The following is a 17,929-nucleotide window of genomic DNA, read 5'->3' as shown; positions in this document are numbered from 1 at the left end:
TTTTTGTATGCCCTGCATGACTTGACCCAATTTGTTCGAGCGGCAGCGAAGTACAAATTGCAGGTAAGTCAGCCGCAACGAGCACCAAATTTGTGCGACGCAAGGAGCAGGCAAATTTGTGCTGCGAGACTGTGAACCCTGTTTTGGCTGATTGCCGGTAATTCAAAATCGGTGAACGAAACTGCGATGCCCTAACAAGAATTAATTAATTCTAAAATTTTAGAATTGCGGGAATTATTTCTAAAAACTTAGAATAACGCAAAATGACAGAACTTTAACAAAAGGACTGACAATACATTAACAGTGACGGAATTAATTCTAAAATTTTAGAAAACCGTTTAGAAAAACATTGACTTTGCAGTGATTAAAGTTGGCATGCCTTTTGCTAATAACATAACGTACAAGATAATTGTATAAAAAATATTATGGAGGAATTTTATGTTAGCTCTTTTAGGTTTTTTATCAGTAATTGTTTTACTGGCAGCGGTGATGAGCAAAAAGTTGACACCGATAGTTGCCTTGATAGCCATACCGACGGTAATGGCTGTAATTGGAGGATTTGGGTTTGAGGTTGGTACATTTATAACCAGCGGAATCAAGACAATAGCACCAACAGGAGTCATGTTCATATTTGCCATATTGTTTTTCGGTATTTTAAGCGATGCCGGAACATTTGACCCGATTATTGACAAAATTATAAAAGCGGTAGGAAAGGATCCGGTAAAAATAACTGTCGGCACAGCTATATTGGCCATGATAGTTCATCTGGACGGATCAGGGGCAGTAACCTTCCTGGTAACTATACCGGCGGTTATGCCTTTATACGATGCTCTGGGAATGAGCAGAATTACTCTAGCTACGGTGGTAGCTCTGGCAGCAGGTACAATGAACATCGTTCCGTGGGGAGGACCGACGCTGAGAGCAGCCACATCCTTGAATGTGCCTGTAACTGACCTGTTCAACCCCATGCTCATACCTGTATTGGCAGGAATATTGACCGTTCTGGCAATTGCTGCATTCCTTGGCAAAAAAGAAAAAACAAGAATTGGAAACATGGCAGTTGAAAATGTAAGCAGCGTTGAAACTGCTGTGGATGAGAATAAACTCAGCTTAAAAAGACCAAGACTGTTTGGTGTAAATATTCTGTTGATAGTGGCGGCTATCGGAACAATGATTTCAAATGTCCTGCCTCCACAGGTAGTGTTCATGTTTGCATTCTGCCTTGCTCTGGTAATCAACTATCCAAGCGTGAAGGAGCAGAGACAGCGCGTGGATGATCATGCGAAGGAAGCCTTGATGATGGCCAGCGTATTGTTTGCAGCAGGTGCCTTTACAGGAATTATGAAGGAAACCGGAATGATAACAGCCATGTCAGAAGTGATAGTGGGACTGGTCCCGACAGGCATGGGAAGATTTATCCCTGCCATTACCGGATTGCTTTCCATGCCATTAAGCTTGCTGTTTGATCCTGATTCATTCTACTTCGGAGTGCTGCCTGTACTGTCAAACGCTGCAGGTCAGTTCGGAGTGGATCCTGTGATGGTGGGACGTGCAGCCATTCTTGGTCAGATGACAACTGGTTTTCCCATAAGTCCGTTGACTGCAGCGACATTTTTGCTGGTAGGATTGGCAGGAATAGACCTGGGAGAACATCAGAAAAAAACCATACCCTATGCATTCCTGGTAACAGTGGTAATGCTGGCTGTATCCATGGTTATGGGTATTATCACAATATAAATTGGAGGAAATGAAATGAAGAGAATCAGAATCGGAAGCGGAGCCGGATATGCAGGCGACAGACTTGAACCTGCTTTGGAACTGATGGAAAAAGGCAGACTGGATTACATAGGCTTTGAATGCCTGGCAGAAAGAACAATTGCCATTGCTCAGCAGCTAAAGCTTATGAACCCTGAAAAAGGATACAACGGTCTTCTGGAATACAGGATGGACAAGGTGCTGCCCTTGGCGTACAAGAACAAGGTAAAAGTTATTACGAACATGGGAGCTGCAAATCCGCAAAGCGCTGCCGAAGTGATCTGCAGAATGGCAGAGGAAAAAGGTCTTAAGGGTCTGAAGGTTGCAGCAGTCTTCGGCGATGACGTATTCGAAAAGCTCGACAAATATATGGATGTAAATGTTTGGGAAACAGGCAAATCCCTCAGGGAGCTGGAGGGAGAAGTTGTTTCTGCCAATGTTTACATGGGAATTGACGGTATAGTAAAGGCTCTAAAAAACGGTGCGGATATTGTGGTAACAGGAAGGGTATCAGATCCCGCATTGTTTCTGGCTCCACTGGTGCATGAGTTTAACTGGGACATAAACAACTACGACCTCATGGGCAAAGGAACGCTCATAGGCCATTTGCTTGAATGCGGCGGGCAGGTAACTGGCGGTTATTATGCAGAGCCGGGCAAAAAAGATGTTGAACGGCTGTGGGACCTGGGATTTCCAATTATTGAAGCCTGCGAAAACGGCGACTTTATAGTGACTAAGGTGGAAGGCTCCGGAGGAATGGTTACCAAAGACACCTGCACAGAGCAGATGATTTATGAAATACACAATCCTGAACAATATTTCACTCCGGACTGTGTTGCAGACTTCTCCAAAGTGACCTTTGAAAATATTGCCAAGGATACTGTTGAAGCAAAAGGCGCAACAGGCAGGGAAAAAACTGACACCTTGAAGGTGAGCCTTGGATACAAGGACTGTTTCATCGGAGAAGGCGAAATGTCCTATGGAGGGCCGGGATGCCTGGAAAGAGCAAGGCTAGCGGCAGAAATTGTTGAGAAGAGACTTGAACTGACCGGTGTGAAATTTGATGAACTGAGGATTGACTTCATCGGCATAAACGGAATATTTAAGGACAGCTTAAGAACATACAACACTCCGGAAGAAGTCAGACTAAGAGTTGCTGCAAGAACCAGGACAAAATATGATGCGGTCCAGATCGGAAACGAAGTAGAAACATTGTATACCAATGGTCCTGCAGGCGGAGGCGGTGCAACAAAATCCGTAAGCGACATTGTTTCTGTGGCTTCAATATTGATACCAAGAACAGATGTTGAGGCAAAAGTTATCTACAGGGAGGTATTGTAATGAAACTATGGGAAATAGCACACTCCAGAACCGGAGATAAGGGAAACATATCTAACGTGTCCCTGATTGCTTATGACATCAAGGATTTTGAACTCCTTAAGGAAAAGGTAACTGCCGAGGTGGTAAAAAAGTGGTTCAAGGACATTGTCAAGGGCGAAGTGGTAAGATATGAACTGCCGCAGCTGGGTGCAATGAACTTTGTCATGTATGATGCGCTGGGCGGCGGTGTAACAAGGTCGTTGGCCATTGACAAACATGGCAAATCATTGAGTTCCTACCTGCTGGATATAGAGATTGATTAAAGTACGGGGATATTGCTTTTGCAATGTCCTTTTTGTTTATTGCTATTCAAATTCATATAATCTAATCCTTTATCATATAATCTACTATAATTGTATATAGGGGGAAATATATGGACGAGAAATCTGTTCAAAGCCTTGTGCTTGAAAATAAAGAGATGCTTAATGTTACCGGAGTGGAGGGAGTCGACAACTTCAACGATGAAACTGTCGTTCTTATTACGACCAAGGGTAAGCTGACAATAAAGGGGCAGAAACTTAACATCAGCAAACTCAATGTGGATGAAGGCAAGCTTGTGGTAAAGGGGATGATCAATTCCATGGTTTACTCCGACTACGAGGGGCAGAAGGAAAAGACAAGTCTGGTAAAGAAGCTGTTTAAGTAGGCCATGGATTTTTTACCTTATACTCAAGAATACATGCTTATGGTTTCTGTCATGGCAGGCATGCTCCTTGGCTTTCTATGGGACACATACAGGCTTGTGAGGCATTTTGCCAGGACAGGAACTTTTGGAACCGCAGTCGGCGACTTGATTTACTGGATTATAAGCATAAACGTAAGCGTCCGGATTATCTTTAATTTAAGTTACGGCAATGTTAGACTGTTCATCCTTATTGGCTTTATAATGGGTGCTCTCTTGTATTTCTATGGAATAAGCCGTTATGTCCTTAAGTTTTTAATTTTCGTCACAGGCTTTGTTTTAGGGGCAATAAAGAAAATTTTTTGGATGTTGGTGGAGCCTTTCAGGTTTGTGATTAAACAGCTTCGGCTCCTTCTGCATCCTATTGTTGTGAAGCTTGAAAAAATGAGGAATAATGCAAAAAAAAGGTGGAAATTTTACAAATTCAAGCTAAAAAAGATTTCCAAAAACAGAAAATTGATGTATAATAAAAGGAAACTAAACAAACGGATGACAAAAGGGAGAAAGGAGCGAAAGCCAATTGAACGAGGATCCAAAGATTATCGAGCTGAAGAAAAAAATAAACAACGACGACTTCAGAAGAAAGGAAATGGAAATCAAGGAACTTAAGAGGCAACAGAAGCTTGAACAAAAACTTTCTGCTCCCGTAAAAAAGAAAAGAAAATTCAATGTAATAAACTTTCTGTTCTCGATTTTTGTGATGTATTTTGCATATACGGCATTTTGCCAGTACCAGATGCTGAAAGATCTGGGCAGAGAAATCGAACAGCGTAAACTGGTTAAGGCAGATGTAGAGAAAGAAGTCAATGAGCTAAAGGAGGACGTTGCCAAAATGAGCGACGAGGAAGCACTGCTTGAGCTTGTGGAAAAAATCGCCAGAGACCAGTACAAGATGGTTAAACCCAACGAAACTATTTACATTGATAAAAATAAAAATGACAACAAACTTATACGCGGAATAGGCTTTGAACAGGAACTTCAGGATTAATTATGGGATAAGCATATTTTGACAGCATTTTACAATCATTTTTGCTACTATATTCGTATTAATGCGGGGGTGGAAAAGATGATTGGAAAAGCTGACGATAAAAAGTATTATTTGAATTTATTTGAGGAATTGATTGATAATGAAATTAAACACATCAGGAAAAACTGGTTTTTGTTTTTGGTGTGTTTTTTCGTTTCCAGACAAAATATAATTGATGAAATTTTTCCGTTTGCGGTTGTGGCTTTAAGTTCCTATTCCTACTTAAGGGGATGCTCCTTGCTCATGCTTGCCGTTATCGTAGGTGCCATATTTTCAGTCCGACTTGATTTTGTGTACCTTATAATGCTGACAGCCATATTTGTCTACTTCTTCAGCTTCAGACACGAAGAGAAAAAGTCTGTTCTTACTGTGGCATCTTATTCCGGGGCTGTTCTTTTTGTCTCAAAGACCACCATTCTGGCAGCCAACGGTTTTAACATGAACGGTCTGATGCTGAACGCGCTTGAAACACTGTTTGTGTTCAGTGCCGTAATCCTTGTCAATGAAGCATCAAAAGTTTACTGGAAAGTCAGGAAGGGCTCCTTCAATGTGAATTTTCACAGGATAAAAAAGGAAAAGCCGGTCAGGAAGATTGAAAGCCCTGACGATGAAAATCATTCAGAAAGCGGGAAAATTCTTTATGTGGACAAGGCCAGGGAGGAAGCTGCATCTGCCCGTTCAGAGGAATGCAGGGAAAAGGAAAGAGACTCCTCAAGAAATTTCACAGCAACAAAGAGGCAGACCGTTGATATCTTTTCGGACAAGGCAAAGGCGAAAATCAAAGAGCAGCTGCTGTGGCAGTCAATTAACGTGAAATACTTTGAGGTGATCACTTCCAGCAAGAACACTGTTGTGCTAAGCCTCACGGTGAAGACTGAAAAGTCAGCGGAAGAAGCTGAGTCCGCCGTAGAGCTGATAGTCAGGAACGTGTGCGGCATGAAATTGAAGTGTACGGACAGGGTTATCGCTTCTCCAAACTACTATGTATTGAAGTTTAAGAACATAAAGAGAATCAAAATCAGAACATACAGCGCCGCTGCAACCAAGGACGGAAGTGCCGTTTCGGGAGACAGCTTTGCGTATGCGGGAAGGGCCGACAGGTACTACACTGTCCTTTGCGACGGTATAGGTTCCGGCCATGAGGCTTTTGCTGAAAGCAACAGCGCTGTTGATCTTCTTTCAAAATTTCTGTACACGGATTTTTCCGAAGAGCAGATACTCAGAACGCTGAACTCCATTTTGATGTTCAAGCTGACGGATGAGCGCTTTGTTACATTCGACCTGAACATAATAGATTACGGCACAAAGGAAGTCAGGCTATACAAGGCTGGGGCCGCCCCCACTTATATAATAAGCAGAAACAATGTTGACAAAATATCCGGGAAGAGCCTTCCGCTGGGGATACTTGACAATTTTGAATACAGCTCCTTCAAGAAGGAAGTGCATGCCGGAGACATCATAGTCATGGTTTCAGACGGAATTATCGATTCCATAGGAATGGACCCCAAGAAATCACTGGACAAATATCTGGAACTGGTGGCTGACAAGGATCCGCAGACTATTGCCAACTCCATACTAAGTTATGCCCTGAGGGGTCAGGATAAAGTAATAGATGACATGACAGTGCTGGTAACCAGGATAGGCTAAATTTAAATATGAAATATGCATGAAAATGAAAACAGGGAATCAGGAAAATTTGCCCGAACGCGGAAATTTTTCCTGATTTTTTGTTGTTGGTGAATTAATATCGACATTATGGGTATAAAGAATGGTAGGATGGCTGAAATCATATAAAAAAATTCCAAAAAATATTTTTAAATTCTATGATTTGTGGTATAATTTATCCTATGCAAATTAAAGAGGAATATTATGTATAATTTGGTTAAGAAGAATATTCTGGAGAAAAAGTTGATCAATGCCGGAGATAATGTGCTTATAGGCCTATCCGGAGGACCTGATTCCGTTTTTTTATTCCACAATTTAAGAGAACTAAAGGAAGAGTTAAGTTTTAATCTGTATGCTTCTCATATAAATCACATGTACAGGGGAAAGGATGCCCAGCATGACGAGGATTTTGTCAGGAATCTTTGCGCCAGGTACGGCATAAAGCTTTTTGTGAAAAGAAAGCATGCCACAGAATATGCCAGGGAACTTAAGGTAACGGAAGAGGAAGCGGGACGAATACTCAGGTACGGCTTTTTCAGGGAAAATCTGAAAGAAGCAGGCGGAGGAAAAATTGCCGTTGCCCACAACCTGAACGATCAGGCTGAAACAGTCCTGCAGCGCATCATACGCGGAAGTGGAATTGATGGATTAAGCGCCATGTCCTTTGCAAAGGATGATTTGATCAGGCCTATGCTCAATGTTCCAAGAAGCGAAATTGAGAAATATCTGAGTGAAAACAATTATGAATTCTGCATAGACATTACCAACACTCAGGCTATTTACGGCAGAAACAAAATAAGGCTCAATTTAATACCATATCTTGAGGAAAATTATAATCCGAACATTCAAAATACCTTGTTCAGAATGTCTGAAGCAATGGAAAGAGACAAGAAGATAATAGAAAAGTACATTGGATCGAAGTTCACGGAAGCTGCTGTTTCTGAGGATAAAAACAAAATCATGCTGAGTCTTCCTAAGCTCAAGTCTCTTGAGGAAGGTGAGATAGGAAGGATAATTAGATTTGCCATAGAAAAGCTTAAGGGAAACACCGTCAATCTGGAAATGAAGCATGTGGATTATGCAATCCAATTTGTAAGGGAAGGAAAAACAGGCAAAAAAATCAATCTGTCCCAAGGCTTCACAGTTGAAATCAGCTATGATAACTTTATTGTCAGCAAATCTACAGAACAGATACCGGATTTCATGTATGCGCTGGTGCCGGGAATCCGCCTTTACATTCCCGAGGCTGAAAAGACTGTGTACAGCAAAATAATCGATGCGTCTGAAGCCGACTTGAAGGACAAAGACAGCATCAATCTTGACTATGACCTGGTAAAGGGAAAACTTACCGCAAGAAACAGAAGAGCAGGAGATTCTATGGTTCCCTGCGGGACGACCTGGAACAAGAAAATCAAGGATATTTTTATTGATATGAAAATTCCTGCTGAAGAAAGAGACAGAAGAATTATTATTGCAGATGACGAAAATCTGTTGTGGCTTGAAGGATTCAGAATACACAACAACTACAGAGTGTCATCTTCAACAAAAAAAATATTAAACATCACCCTAGGGAGGAAAAATGAATAAGGATATCAAGAACATACTTATAGCTGAGGATGTGCTGCAGGCTAAGGTCGCAGAGCTCGGCGCTAAAATCACCGAGGATTACAGGGACAAGGAGCTTCTTTTGGTCTGCGTTTTGAAAGGTGCCGTCATATTCGTAAGCGATTTGATGAGAAAGATAGATTTGCCTCTTGACATTGACTTCATGGCAATTTCAAGCTACGGTTCCAACACACAGTCTTCGGGGGTCGTAAGGATTCTGAAGGATTTGAATCAATCAATTGAAGGAAGGCATGTGCTCATTGTGGAAGATATTATCGACTCCGGACTCACTCTTTCATATCTGGCGGAAAACCTAAAGGCAAGAGGTCCTGCTTCTGTTGAAATCTGCACAATACTTGACAAACCAAGCAGAAGAACGACACAGCTGGACATAAAATACACAGGCTTCCAGGTTCCTGATGAGTTCGTTGTTGGATATGGACTGGATTATTCAGAAAAATACAGAAACCTGCCGTATATAGCAGTATTGAAGGAAGAGGTTTATTCAAGCTAGGTGAATGCTAACAATATAATTAACAACTTTTACTAAAATAATTGTAATGTTTAAAGTATTATGATACAATTTTTATCATAGACAGTCTTTAGACGATGAGGAGGCTTTAATTGAAAGGATTTATGAGAAGCATCGCAATGTACATTCTTATATTTGTGGTAATCATAATGCTGGTGCAAAGCATGGTTGAACCGTCACAGAATGTGCAGGACATCAGTTACAGCGAGCTTATACTTCAAATACAGAATGACAATATCAAATCACTGTCCTTTACGGAAAGTGAAGTGAAGGGTACCTACAAAGACGGCACGGAATTCACTTCGTACGTTCCGACAGTATTCCTGTTTTCTTCAAGCTTTTATGACAAGTATCTGGCCGAAAAGGTTGAAACCGGACAGATAACACTTGAAGGCGAACCGGTTCCTGCAACACCTCTTTGGGTTCAGGCTCTTCCTACCATAGGAATGCTTGTTCTTCTGGGAGTTTTATGGTATGTGTTCATGAAGCAGTCGCAGGGAGGCGGAACAGGCAAGGCAATGAGCTTTGGCAAGAGCAGGGCAAGGATGGTTAAAGATGACGATCCAAGCAAAAAGATTACATTTGCCGATGTGGCAGGACTTGATGAGGAAAAGGAAGAACTCAGCGAAATAGTTGATTTTCTTAAAAACCCGGCTAAGTTCGTAAGGCTTGGGGCACGTATACCTAAGGGAGTCCTTTTGGTGGGACCTCCTGGAACAGGTAAGACATATTTGTCCAAATCGGTTTCAGGTGAGGCAGGAGTTCCATTCTTCAGCATAAGCGGTTCCGACTTTGTTGAAATGTTTGTGGGTGTAGGTGCATCAAGAGTAAGGGATTTGTTTGATCAGGCAAAGAAAAATGCTCCATGCATAATATTTATAGACGAAATTGACGCCGTGGGAAGAAGAAGAGGAGCAGGTCTTGGCGGCGGCAACGATGAAAGAGAGCAGACGCTTAACCAGCTGTTGGTGGAGATGGATGGCTTCTCAGGAAACGAAGGCATCATCATCATAGCTGCGACCAACAGACCTGACATTTTGGATCCGGCTCTCATGAGACCGGGAAGATTTGACAGACAGGTTCATGTGGGTCTTCCGGATGTGAAGGCTAGGGAACAGATACTGAAAATCCATGTGAGAAAGAAACCTCTTGCTGATGATATTGACCTTGAAATAGTTGCAAAGAGGACTCCTGGATTCACTCCAGCAGACCTAGAAAATGCCATGAACGAGGCAGCACTTCTGACAGCAAGATACAACAAGACTTTAATCACCATGGATATTATTGAGGAAGCAATAACAAAGGTAATTGCAGGTCCTGAAAAAAGAAGCAAGGTAATAAGTGAAAACGAAAAGAAGCTCACTGCTTACCACGAAGCAGGTCACGCTGTTGTAGCGAGGCTTTCATCTAACAAGGACCCGGTTCACATGATAACAATAATCCCAAGAGGAGGAGCAGGCGGATTCACCATGTACCTGCCCGAGGAAGACCGTTCCTATGCTTCGAAGACAGAGATGGAAGAAAACATTGTAAGGCTTCTTGGCGGAAGGGTTGCAGAAAAGCTGGCTCTGGATGATATCTCTACAGGAGCATCCAATGACATTGAGAGGGCAACAAAGATTGCTAGGGCCATGGTTACAACCTACGGCATGAGCGATGATCTTGGACCCATGGCATACGGCACAAACGACGAAGAAGTGTTTATAGGAAGAGACTTCAACAAAATGAGAAACTACTCTGAAGAAATTGCTGCCAAAATAGACAAGGAAATGCGAAGAATAATCGACAACGCATATCACAAGACTGAAACGCTGTTAAGTGCCAACATGGAGAAGCTTGACAGGGTGGCACAGGCGCTTCTTGAGAAGGAAACCATATCAGGCAAGGAATTCGAGCTGCTGTTCGAGGAAGCGTAAGAACAATTAAGAATTAAGAGTTAAGAACTTAAACCAATTAAGAATTAAGAGTTAAGAATTAAGAATTATGGAGGGGATGGCTAGCCATCCCTATTTATATAAGTATGGAAAACAAAGGAGGGCTGTAATGGGGGATTTGGAGAATAAGGTTTATGAAGTTTTGGAGAAGCTTTGCATTCCATATGAAAAATATGACCATCCGGCTGTGTACACCTGCCGGGAGGCAGATATCTACACAAGCGGACTGAAAGGCGTTCACACAAAGAACCTGTTTCTGAAAAACAGAAGAGGAGACAATCATTACCTTGTTGTCATGTGCGAAGATAAGACTCTTGACATCAAGAAGTTCAGCGAAAAAATATCCGATAGAAACCTGAGCTTTGCCTCCGCAGATAGGCTGATGAAATATCTTGGGTTGACTGCCGGTTCCGTTTCTCTGTTTGGAATTGTAAATGACGAGGATCATGAGGTTGAAGTCTGCATAGATGAAGATATCATGAAAGAGGAGTTTATCAACTCTCATCCTAATGTAAACACGTCAACGCTGGTGTTAAGGGTATCAGACATGATAAGGTTTTTGGATTACAGCCAAAACAGGTACAGCGTAATCAATCTTAAATAATCAGTCAACATGTGCCGGCAATATGCCGGCATTTTATTAATCCAGATACCACTTTGATACAGGTTGCATAATTGCCTTTTTATGAAAGTTTGACTGCAATTTATTCACAAAGAAAAAATAATCCTGCATTTTAAAACGAGAACATTTTATTACAAACGATTTCAAAAATGCAGGACGAGGTTTATTTTTGAGTTTCAATTTGCCACTTCTGCAGCGTAACTTGCAAAAAGGACATTGTTCCAAACAAGTGAAGCCTGTGTGGAATGAAAAGTTTTTTGAGGAGAGGTCATTCTGAAGGACAAGTAAATTCAACAACTGCAAGAATTGATTCATGATTTGTCCATTAGTGTGGGCTGAATGCATCAACAGCACAAGTATTTGACGTATGCCTGTATGGATGAAAAATGAAATGAATATTTTATTGGCTTGCATGAGGGTCCATGCAGGCAATATACAACCGCAACCAGGGTGCTGCCTGCGCCGATACCATTGAAATAAAGGCAAAATTCATATTTTGCAAGTTATAAAAAGATGAAATCATTTGCGGTTAAACTATTGCAAATTTGAATTTTTTAGATTAATATTATTGTGATTTGAATAAAGAAGTATGGAGGTACGCATGTTAAATAACGAAGAACTTTCAAAAATAAAAGCAGCTAGAGAAAATTGGGAAGAAAAGATTTTGAATAAAACGCTGGGAAAGGCACCGGAAAGCAAAACAGAATTCAAATCCGGCTCCGGAGAAAAAGTTGAAAGACTTTATACTCCCGAAGACATTGCAGATATAGATTATGTGTCTGAAATCGGTTACCCTGGTCAATACCCGTTTACAAGAGGATTCCAGCCAACCATGTACAGAGGAAAGAACTGGACCATGAGAATGTATGCAGGCTTTGCTACGGCTGAGGAATCAAATGAAAGATACAAATACCTGGTAAACCAGGGCTCCACGGGATTATCCGTTGCATTTGACCTTCCTACACAGATAGGTTATGACTCTGATCATCCGCTTGCTCAGGGCGAGGTTGGAAAAGTAGGTGTTGCCATTGACTCATTGAAGGATATGGAAATACTGTTTAACGGCATTCCATTGGACAAAGTCAGCACATCAATGACAATAAACGCTCCTGCCGCAGTCCTTCTGGCAATGTACATTGCAGTGGCAGAAAAGCAAGGCGTTACAAAGGATAAATTAAGAGGAACCATACAAAACGACGTACTGAAGGAATACATCGCAAGAGGAACATACATATTCCCCACTGAGCCTTCCATGAGACTTATAACAGACATTTTTGAATACTGTTCAAAGGAAGTGCCTAACTGGAACACTATAAGTATTTCCGGCTACCACATAAGAGAAGCAGGCTCTACAGCTGCTCAGGAAGTAGGATTCACGCTGGCTGACGGAATTGCATATGTTGAAGCAGCCATAAAGGCAGGTCTTGATGTGGATACATTTGCTCCAAGGCTGTCATTCTTCTTCAACGCTCACAATGACTTGTTTGAAGAGGTTGCAAAGTTCAGAGCTGCAAGAAAGCTTTGGGCAAAAATCATGAAGGAAAGATTCCATGCAAAGAGCGAAAAATCCATGATGCTCAAGTTCCACACTCAGACAGCAGGATGTACGCTTACGGCCCAGCAGCCGGACAACAACATCATCCGTGTTGCAATGCAGGCTCTTGCAGCAGTATTGGGAGGAACTCAGTCTCTTCACACAAACTCAAGAGATGAGGCTCTTGCTCTTCCGACAACTGATTCAGTAACAATAGCTCTGAGAACTCAGCAAATAATTGCAAGCGAATCAGGAGTTACAAATACCATAGATCCGCTGGCAGGTTCATACTTCATTGAAGCTAAGACAAAGGAAATAGAAGAAAAAGCAATGGAATACATCAAGAAGATCGATGATCTTGGCGGAGCAGCCAAGGCCATTGACCTGGGATACATTCAGAAAGAAATTTCTGACTCCGCATACAAGTATCAGATGGAAATAGAATCCCTTGACAGAATAGTTGTAGGCGTTAACAAGTACCAGGTTAAGGAAGAACCACCGAAAGGTCTTTTGAGGGTCGACCCCATAGTTGCCGAAATGCAGAAGAAAAAGATTGATGATGCCAAGGCAGCCAGAAACAGCGAGGCAGTGAAGGAAAAACTTGATGAATTGAAGAAAGCATGCCAGGGTACTGAAAATGTAATGCCGTACATTCTCGATGCAGTAAGAGAATATGCAACGCTGGGAGAAATCTGCGGCGTAATGAGAGAAGTGTTCGGAGAATATGAGCAGGCAGTGCTGCTTTAATTGAGGAGGATAAGATGAGCAAAGTAATCAGAGTATTGATAGCCAAACCGGGACTTGACGGACACGACAGAGGAGCTAAGGTTATTGCAAGAGCGCTGCGCGATGCCGGAATGGAAGTAATATATACAGGACTCAGGCAGACACCTGAACAAATAGTTGCAGCTGCAATTCAGGAAGATGTTGACGTAGTAGGAATGAGTCTTTTGTCAGGAGCACACAACTATTTGTTCCCTAGAGTCGTTGAACTCTTAAAGGAGCAGGGCGTTGAAGACATACTGGTAATAGGCGGCGGAGTTATACCCGACGATGACATACCCGGACTGAAGGAAGCGGGAATCGCAGAGATTTTCACACCTGGAACAACAACTACAGCAATGATTGACTTTATTAATAACAACGTAAAATAAGTAATGAAAATAAATTAAGAATTAAGAGTGAAGAGTGAAGAGTTAAATGAAGAAACTTTGGCGTACGCCAAAGTTTCAACCATTAATTCCTAATTCTTAATTCTTCATTCTTCATTATATGAAGGCGGTGCACAATGGAATTGATTCAGCGAATGCTTGCCGGGGACAAAAGGGCATGCGCCAAGCTGATAACAGCAGTGGAAAACGACCCTGAAGAAGCAGAAAAGATAATCAGACAAATTCACAATAAAACGGGCCATGCTCATGTGATCGGCATTACGGGGCCACCCGGGGCCGGCAAGAGCACTCTTACGGATAAGCTGGTAAAGGCTCTTGTGAACGAAGGCAAAAGGGTTGGCATCATAGCAGTGGATCCCACAAGTCCTTATTCCGGGGGTTCCATTCTGGGTGACCGCATCCGCATGCAGGACCTGGCCTTAAATCCAAATGTTTTCATAAGAAGCATGGGTACAAGGGGATATCTTGGAGGCCTTTCAAAGTACACGAAAAACGCCTTGAAGATTCTTGATGCGGCAGGATATGACTACATAGTCATAGAAACCGTTGGCGTGGGGCAGTCGGAAGTTGACATAGTGAAGATTGCAGATACCATTCTGATGGTTATGGTTCCGGGCCTGGGGGACGACATTCAGTCCATCAAGGCAGGCATAATGGAAATTGGAGACATATTTGTAATCAACAAGAGCGATTTGTTCGGAGCTGACCGCACGGCAACAGAAGTAAACATGATGCTTGACCTGAGCATGGACATGGACAGGAGGCCGCCTGTGGTGAAGGTGGTTGCAGTTAAAAATGAAGGTATTGACTTGCTTCTGGAAGAAATTAAGAAGCACATGGAATATCTCAGGGAAAGCGGCAAGCTTGTTGAGAGAAGAAAAAACAATCTCAAGATAGAGATTGTGGAGCTCATTGAAACGGAACTCAGAAAAATCGTTATTTCACACACCGATGAAGATAACAGGCTCGATGGTGAAGCAACGGAAATACTTAATAAAGAAAAGAACATCTACGAAGTAAGAGACGAGTTCTTAAAAGCAATAAAAAAAGACAATTAAGAATTAAGAGTTAATAATTAATAATTATGGTTGAAATTTTGGCTCTCCAAAATTTCTTCCTGAATTATTAACTATTCATTATTAATTATTAATTAAAAACGGAGGTTATTATGGTTAAAAAGGTTGACCACATTGGTGTGGCTGTTAAGAATCTGGATGATGCATTGAATTTCTATGAAAATATATTGGGCTTGAAAGCTGCAGGAAAAGAAGTAGTTGAGGAGCAAAAGGTTACGGTGGCTTTTCTGCCGGTTGGGGATTCTGAAGTTGAGCTTCTGGAATCAACAGAGGAAGACGGACCGGTTGCAAAGTACATCGCTAAAAACGGCGAAGGTGTCCAGCACATCGCGTTCAGAGTAGATAACATCGAAGAAGCCATTGCCGAAATGAAGGAAAAGGGCGTTCGTATGATCGATGAAAAACCAAGGTACGGAGCAGGCGGTGCACGCATAGCTTTCTGCCATCCAAAATCTACAGGCGGAGTGCTTATCGAGCTTTGCGAGAGAGCGTAAATAAGTTTATACATATATTATTACATGACAGCAATTATATATTAAAATAAACGAAGCAAGTGACAGTGGAGGTAAAACATGTCAAGCAAATTAGACGAGATGCGTTTAAAGAAAGAAAAGCTTAAACTTGGCGGCGGCGAAAAAAGAATAGAAAAGCAGCACCAGCAAGGCAAGCTTACAGCAAGGGAAAGACTGAACATATTATTCGATGAAGGAAGTTTTATAGAAACAGGGCTGTTTGTAAAACACAGATGCGTGGACTTCGGAATGGACTGTGTTGATGCTCCAGGAGAAGGCGTCGTAACAGGCTACGGCACAGTTGACGGACGACTGGTATACGCCTATGCACAGGATTTTACCGTGCTTGGAGGTTCCCTGGGAGGAATGCATGCAGAAAAAATAGTTGCCGTAATGGATATGGCATTGAAAATGGGAGCACCAATCATAGGTCTTAATGATTCAGGCGGAGCAAGAATACAGGAAGGCGTTGATGCACTCAGCGGATACGGAAAAATATTCTACAGAAATACAATTTCATCTGGAGTCATTCCTCAGATATCGGTCATAATGGGACCATGTGCAGGCGGAGCGGTTTATTCACCGGCATTGACGGACTTCATATTCATGGTTGATAAGACCAGCCAGATGTTTATCACAGGACCACAGGTAATCAAGACTGTAACAGGCGAAGACATATCAGCTGAAGAATTGGGCGGTGCCATGACACACAACTCTGTAAGCGGAGTTGCGCATTTCATAAGCGCTGATGACGAAGCATGCATTAACGACGTAAAAAGGCTGTTGAGCTTCCTGCCGTCAAACAATCTTGAAAATCCTCCAATGTTTGAAAACGAAGACGATCTGAACAGACTGGAAGAAAGACTGAATGAAATCATTCCTGACAATCCAAACAAAGGTTATGACGTTAAAGACGTTATAGCAATCATAGCAGATAACGGCGATTTCATGGAAACTCAGGCAAACTACGCACAAAACATAGTTACAGGATTCATAAGAATAAACGGACAGACAGTTGGAGTAATTGCAAATCAACCTAAGGTTCTGGCAGGATGTCTGGACATCAACGCTTCGGACAAATCAAGCCGATTCATAAGAACATGCGATTCCTTCAACATTCCTCTTTTAAACCTGGTTGACGTACCTGGCTTCCTGCCGGGAACTGCTCAGGAATACGGCGGAATAATCAGACACGGTGCTAAAATGCTTTATGCTTATTCTGAAGCAACCGTTCCAAAGGTAACGCTGGTATTAAGAAAAGCATACGGCGGAGCTTACCTGGGAATGTGCAGCAAGGAACTTGGAGCTGACGTGGTGATGGCATGGCCTTCAGCAGAGATTGCAGTTATGGGACCTGACGGAGCAGCAAACATAATATTCAAAAAAGATATTGAAGAGGCAGAAAACCAGGCTGAAGAAAGAAAGAAAAAGATTGCTGAATACAGGGAAAAATTCTCTAATCCATATGTTGCGGCAGCCAGAGGATACATAGATGACGTAATCGAGCCCTCAACAACAAGACAAAGGCTTGCAAGCGCATTTGAGATGCTGTCCGGTAAGAGAGAGTCAAGGCCAAGCAAGAAACATGGCAATTTGCCGGTATAGTATTGAATACTAATAATGAGGTGACAAATAATGTTATTTAACGAATCCATGTCATTGGGAGAAAAGTTTGTTAACAGCATTGCCATAACAATATTGGGAATGTTGGTAGTTTTTTCGGTTTTAATAATAATTTCCTACTCGCTGGATCTTTTAAGAATCCTGTTTAGCAAGGAAAGCGAAAAAAAAAATACTCCTGATGGAATAAAGCCAGTAACACAGAGTGCAGCAGTTGCTGCAACCAACGATGAAGATGACACTGACCTGCTGGTTATCATAACCGCAGCCATAGCAGCTGAAACAGAATCATCAGCGGACGGCATAATAGTAAGATCAATCACGCCCATACTGCAAAAAAACAACATGTGGGCTACGGCAGGAAGACAGCAGCAAATGCTGGAAAGATTATAACAACCAATTAGATGGAGGCAACATAAATGAAAAAATATTTGATTACAGTAAAAGGAATATCATACGAAGTTGAAGTAGAAGAAATTAAGGATAATGCTCCTCAAAGCAAGGCTGCAGCACCTGCACCTGTTAGAGCCGCAGCGCCTGCAGCACCTGCACCGGCAAAAGCAGCACCTGCACCGTCTGCTCCTGCAGGAGGCACAGCAAGTGTAACTTCTCCTATGCCTGGAAGCATATTCAAGGTTCATGTAAAAGCCGGCGATTCTGTAAAAAGAGGAGATGTCCTGATAATACTTGAAGCAATGAAGATGGAAAATGAGATTTTCGCAGCAGCTGACGGAGTTGTTGATTCAGTGCTTGTAAAAGAAGGGGCAACTGTAAATACCGGAGACGTCCTGGTTACTTTTAAATAAGATAATA

18 protein-coding genes are annotated in these 17,929 nt (G+C 42.1%); all 18 read left to right on the top strand.

Translation table 11 applies throughout. The annotated features are described in order from the left end of the window. Positions 1-438: 438 nt before the first annotated feature. The 18 genes from AAGU76_RS07040 (at position 439) to AAGU76_RS06955 (ending at position 17,922) form a co-directional block, all read left to right on the top strand. Entirely contained in the window at positions 439-1,737 is a 1,299-nt protein-coding gene (locus tag AAGU76_RS07040) for a citrate:proton symporter (RefSeq protein ID WP_342484766.1), read from the top strand. A gap of 15 nt (positions 1,738-1,752) precedes the next feature. Further along, a complete protein-coding gene (locus AAGU76_RS07035) occupies positions 1,753-3,096 on the top strand; it encodes an acyclic terpene utilization AtuA family protein (RefSeq protein ID WP_342484765.1) in 1,344 nt (447 codons plus the stop codon). After that, complete coding sequence (locus tag AAGU76_RS07030) at positions 3,096-3,398, top strand: hypothetical protein (RefSeq protein WP_342484764.1); 303 nt, start codon at positions 3,096-3,098, stop codon at positions 3,396-3,398. Before AAGU76_RS07035 ends, AAGU76_RS07030 begins: the two co-directional genes overlap by 1 nt. A 110-nt stretch (positions 3,399-3,508) precedes the next feature. Further along, entirely contained in the window at positions 3,509-3,781 is a 273-nt protein-coding gene (yabP, locus tag AAGU76_RS07025) for a sporulation protein YabP (RefSeq protein ID WP_342484763.1), read from the top strand. A gap of 3 nt (positions 3,782-3,784) precedes the next feature. Continuing rightward, positions 3,785-4,426 carry a spore cortex biosynthesis protein YabQ gene (yabQ, locus tag AAGU76_RS07020; protein WP_342484762.1) on the top strand — a complete coding sequence of 214 codons (642 nt, stop codon included), beginning with the start codon at positions 3,785-3,787 and terminating at the stop codon, positions 4,424-4,426. Beyond that, complete coding sequence (locus AAGU76_RS07015; protein WP_342484761.1) at positions 4,407-4,805, top strand: septum formation initiator family protein; 399 nt, start codon at positions 4,407-4,409, stop codon at positions 4,803-4,805. The genes yabQ and AAGU76_RS07015 overlap by 20 nt, the downstream gene beginning before the upstream one ends. A gap of 78 nt (positions 4,806-4,883) precedes the next feature. After that, positions 4,884-6,491, top strand: coding sequence for a SpoIIE family protein phosphatase (locus AAGU76_RS07010; protein WP_342484760.1), 1,608 nt, complete (start codon positions 4,884-4,886; stop codon positions 6,489-6,491). A 222-nt stretch (positions 6,492-6,713) separates the two neighbouring features. Then, positions 6,714-8,096 carry a tRNA lysidine(34) synthetase TilS gene (gene tilS, locus AAGU76_RS07005; RefSeq protein WP_342484759.1) on the top strand — a complete coding sequence of 461 codons (1,383 nt, stop codon included), beginning with the start codon at positions 6,714-6,716 and terminating at the stop codon, positions 8,094-8,096. Further along, a complete protein-coding gene (gene hpt, locus AAGU76_RS07000; protein WP_342484758.1) occupies positions 8,089-8,628 on the top strand; it encodes a hypoxanthine phosphoribosyltransferase in 540 nt (179 codons plus the stop codon). The genes tilS and hpt overlap by 8 nt, the downstream gene beginning before the upstream one ends. A gap of 122 nt (positions 8,629-8,750) precedes the next feature. After that, complete coding sequence (gene ftsH / locus AAGU76_RS06995) at positions 8,751-10,562, top strand: ATP-dependent zinc metalloprotease FtsH (RefSeq protein ID WP_342485698.1); 1,812 nt, start codon at positions 8,751-8,753, stop codon at positions 10,560-10,562. A 127-nt stretch (positions 10,563-10,689) separates the two neighbouring features. Then, positions 10,690-11,184 carry a prolyl-tRNA synthetase associated domain-containing protein gene (locus AAGU76_RS06990; protein WP_342484757.1) on the top strand — a complete coding sequence of 165 codons (495 nt, stop codon included), beginning with the start codon at positions 10,690-10,692 and terminating at the stop codon, positions 11,182-11,184. 619 nt (positions 11,185-11,803) lie between these two features. Further along, on the top strand, positions 11,804-13,483 hold the full coding sequence (locus AAGU76_RS06985; RefSeq protein WP_342484756.1) for a methylmalonyl-CoA mutase family protein: 1,680 nt from the start codon (positions 11,804-11,806) through the stop codon (positions 13,481-13,483). A gap of 14 nt (positions 13,484-13,497) precedes the next feature. Beyond that, complete coding sequence (locus AAGU76_RS06980) at positions 13,498-13,890, top strand: cobalamin B12-binding domain-containing protein (RefSeq protein ID WP_342484755.1); 393 nt, start codon at positions 13,498-13,500, stop codon at positions 13,888-13,890. 134 nt (positions 13,891-14,024) lie between these two features. Further along, a complete protein-coding gene (meaB, locus tag AAGU76_RS06975) occupies positions 14,025-14,966 on the top strand; it encodes a methylmalonyl Co-A mutase-associated GTPase MeaB (RefSeq protein WP_342484754.1) in 942 nt (313 codons plus the stop codon). Between the two features lie 110 nt (positions 14,967-15,076). Further along, positions 15,077-15,478, top strand: a complete 402-nt coding sequence (gene mce / locus AAGU76_RS06970) for a methylmalonyl-CoA epimerase (protein ID WP_342484753.1) — start codon at positions 15,077-15,079, stop codon at positions 15,476-15,478. A gap of 78 nt (positions 15,479-15,556) precedes the next feature. Then, positions 15,557-17,101, top strand: coding sequence for a carboxyl transferase domain-containing protein (locus tag AAGU76_RS06965; RefSeq protein WP_342484752.1), 1,545 nt, complete (start codon positions 15,557-15,559; stop codon positions 17,099-17,101). A 30-nt stretch (positions 17,102-17,131) separates the two neighbouring features. Continuing rightward, on the top strand, positions 17,132-17,509 hold the full coding sequence (locus tag AAGU76_RS06960) for an OadG family protein (RefSeq protein ID WP_342484751.1): 378 nt from the start codon (positions 17,132-17,134) through the stop codon (positions 17,507-17,509). A 26-nt stretch (positions 17,510-17,535) separates the two neighbouring features. Then, positions 17,536-17,922 (top strand): biotin/lipoyl-containing protein, encoded by a 387-nt coding sequence (locus AAGU76_RS06955; protein ID WP_342484750.1) that lies wholly within the window; start codon positions 17,536-17,538, stop codon positions 17,920-17,922. Positions 17,923-17,929: the final 7 nt, after the last annotated feature.

Origin of the sequence: Sedimentibacter sp. (assembly GCF_038562225.1) — a bacterium.
Lineage (GTDB): Bacteria > Bacillota > Clostridia > Tissierellales > Sedimentibacteraceae > Sedimentibacter.
The sequence above is the reverse complement of the archived record's forward strand: the minus strand, read 5'-3'. Positions and strand labels throughout refer to the sequence as shown.

What these genes read in the sequence shown, in the direction of transcription:
- AAGU76_RS06980 (WP_342484755.1), top strand. Translation starts at nt 13,498, where the DNA reads ATGAGCAAAGTAATCAGAGTATTGATAGCCAAACCGGGACTTGACGGA.
- mce (WP_342484753.1), top strand. Translation starts at nt 15,077, where the DNA reads ATGGTTAAAAAGGTTGACCACATTGGTGTGGCTGTTAAGAATCTGGAT.
- tilS (WP_342484759.1), top strand. Translation starts at nt 6,714, where the DNA reads ATGTATAATTTGGTTAAGAAGAATATTCTGGAGAAAAAGTTGATCAAT.
- AAGU76_RS06985 (WP_342484756.1), top strand. Translation starts at nt 11,804, where the DNA reads ATGTTAAATAACGAAGAACTTTCAAAAATAAAAGCAGCTAGAGAAAAT.
- yabQ (WP_342484762.1), top strand. Translation starts at nt 3,785, where the DNA reads ATGGATTTTTTACCTTATACTCAAGAATACATGCTTATGGTTTCTGTC.
- AAGU76_RS07035 (WP_342484765.1), top strand. Translation starts at nt 1,753, where the DNA reads ATGAAGAGAATCAGAATCGGAAGCGGAGCCGGATATGCAGGCGACAGA.
- AAGU76_RS07040 (WP_342484766.1), top strand. Translation starts at nt 439, where the DNA reads ATGTTAGCTCTTTTAGGTTTTTTATCAGTAATTGTTTTACTGGCAGCG.
- AAGU76_RS07015 (WP_342484761.1), top strand. Translation starts at nt 4,407, where the DNA reads ATGGAAATCAAGGAACTTAAGAGGCAACAGAAGCTTGAACAAAAACTT.
- ftsH (WP_342485698.1), top strand. Translation starts at nt 8,751, where the DNA reads ATGAGAAGCATCGCAATGTACATTCTTATATTTGTGGTAATCATAATG.
- meaB (WP_342484754.1), top strand. Translation starts at nt 14,025, where the DNA reads ATGGAATTGATTCAGCGAATGCTTGCCGGGGACAAAAGGGCATGCGCC.
- AAGU76_RS06965 (WP_342484752.1), top strand. Translation starts at nt 15,557, where the DNA reads ATGTCAAGCAAATTAGACGAGATGCGTTTAAAGAAAGAAAAGCTTAAA.
- yabP (WP_342484763.1), top strand. Translation starts at nt 3,509, where the DNA reads ATGGACGAGAAATCTGTTCAAAGCCTTGTGCTTGAAAATAAAGAGATG.
- hpt (WP_342484758.1), top strand. Translation starts at nt 8,089, where the DNA reads ATGAATAAGGATATCAAGAACATACTTATAGCTGAGGATGTGCTGCAG.
- AAGU76_RS07010 (WP_342484760.1), top strand. Translation starts at nt 4,884, where the DNA reads ATGATTGGAAAAGCTGACGATAAAAAGTATTATTTGAATTTATTTGAG.
- AAGU76_RS06955 (WP_342484750.1), top strand. Translation starts at nt 17,536, where the DNA reads ATGAAAAAATATTTGATTACAGTAAAAGGAATATCATACGAAGTTGAA.
- AAGU76_RS07030 (WP_342484764.1), top strand. Translation starts at nt 3,096, where the DNA reads ATGAAACTATGGGAAATAGCACACTCCAGAACCGGAGATAAGGGAAAC.
- AAGU76_RS06960 (WP_342484751.1), top strand. Translation starts at nt 17,132, where the DNA reads ATGTTATTTAACGAATCCATGTCATTGGGAGAAAAGTTTGTTAACAGC.
- AAGU76_RS06990 (WP_342484757.1), top strand. Translation starts at nt 10,690, where the DNA reads ATGGGGGATTTGGAGAATAAGGTTTATGAAGTTTTGGAGAAGCTTTGC.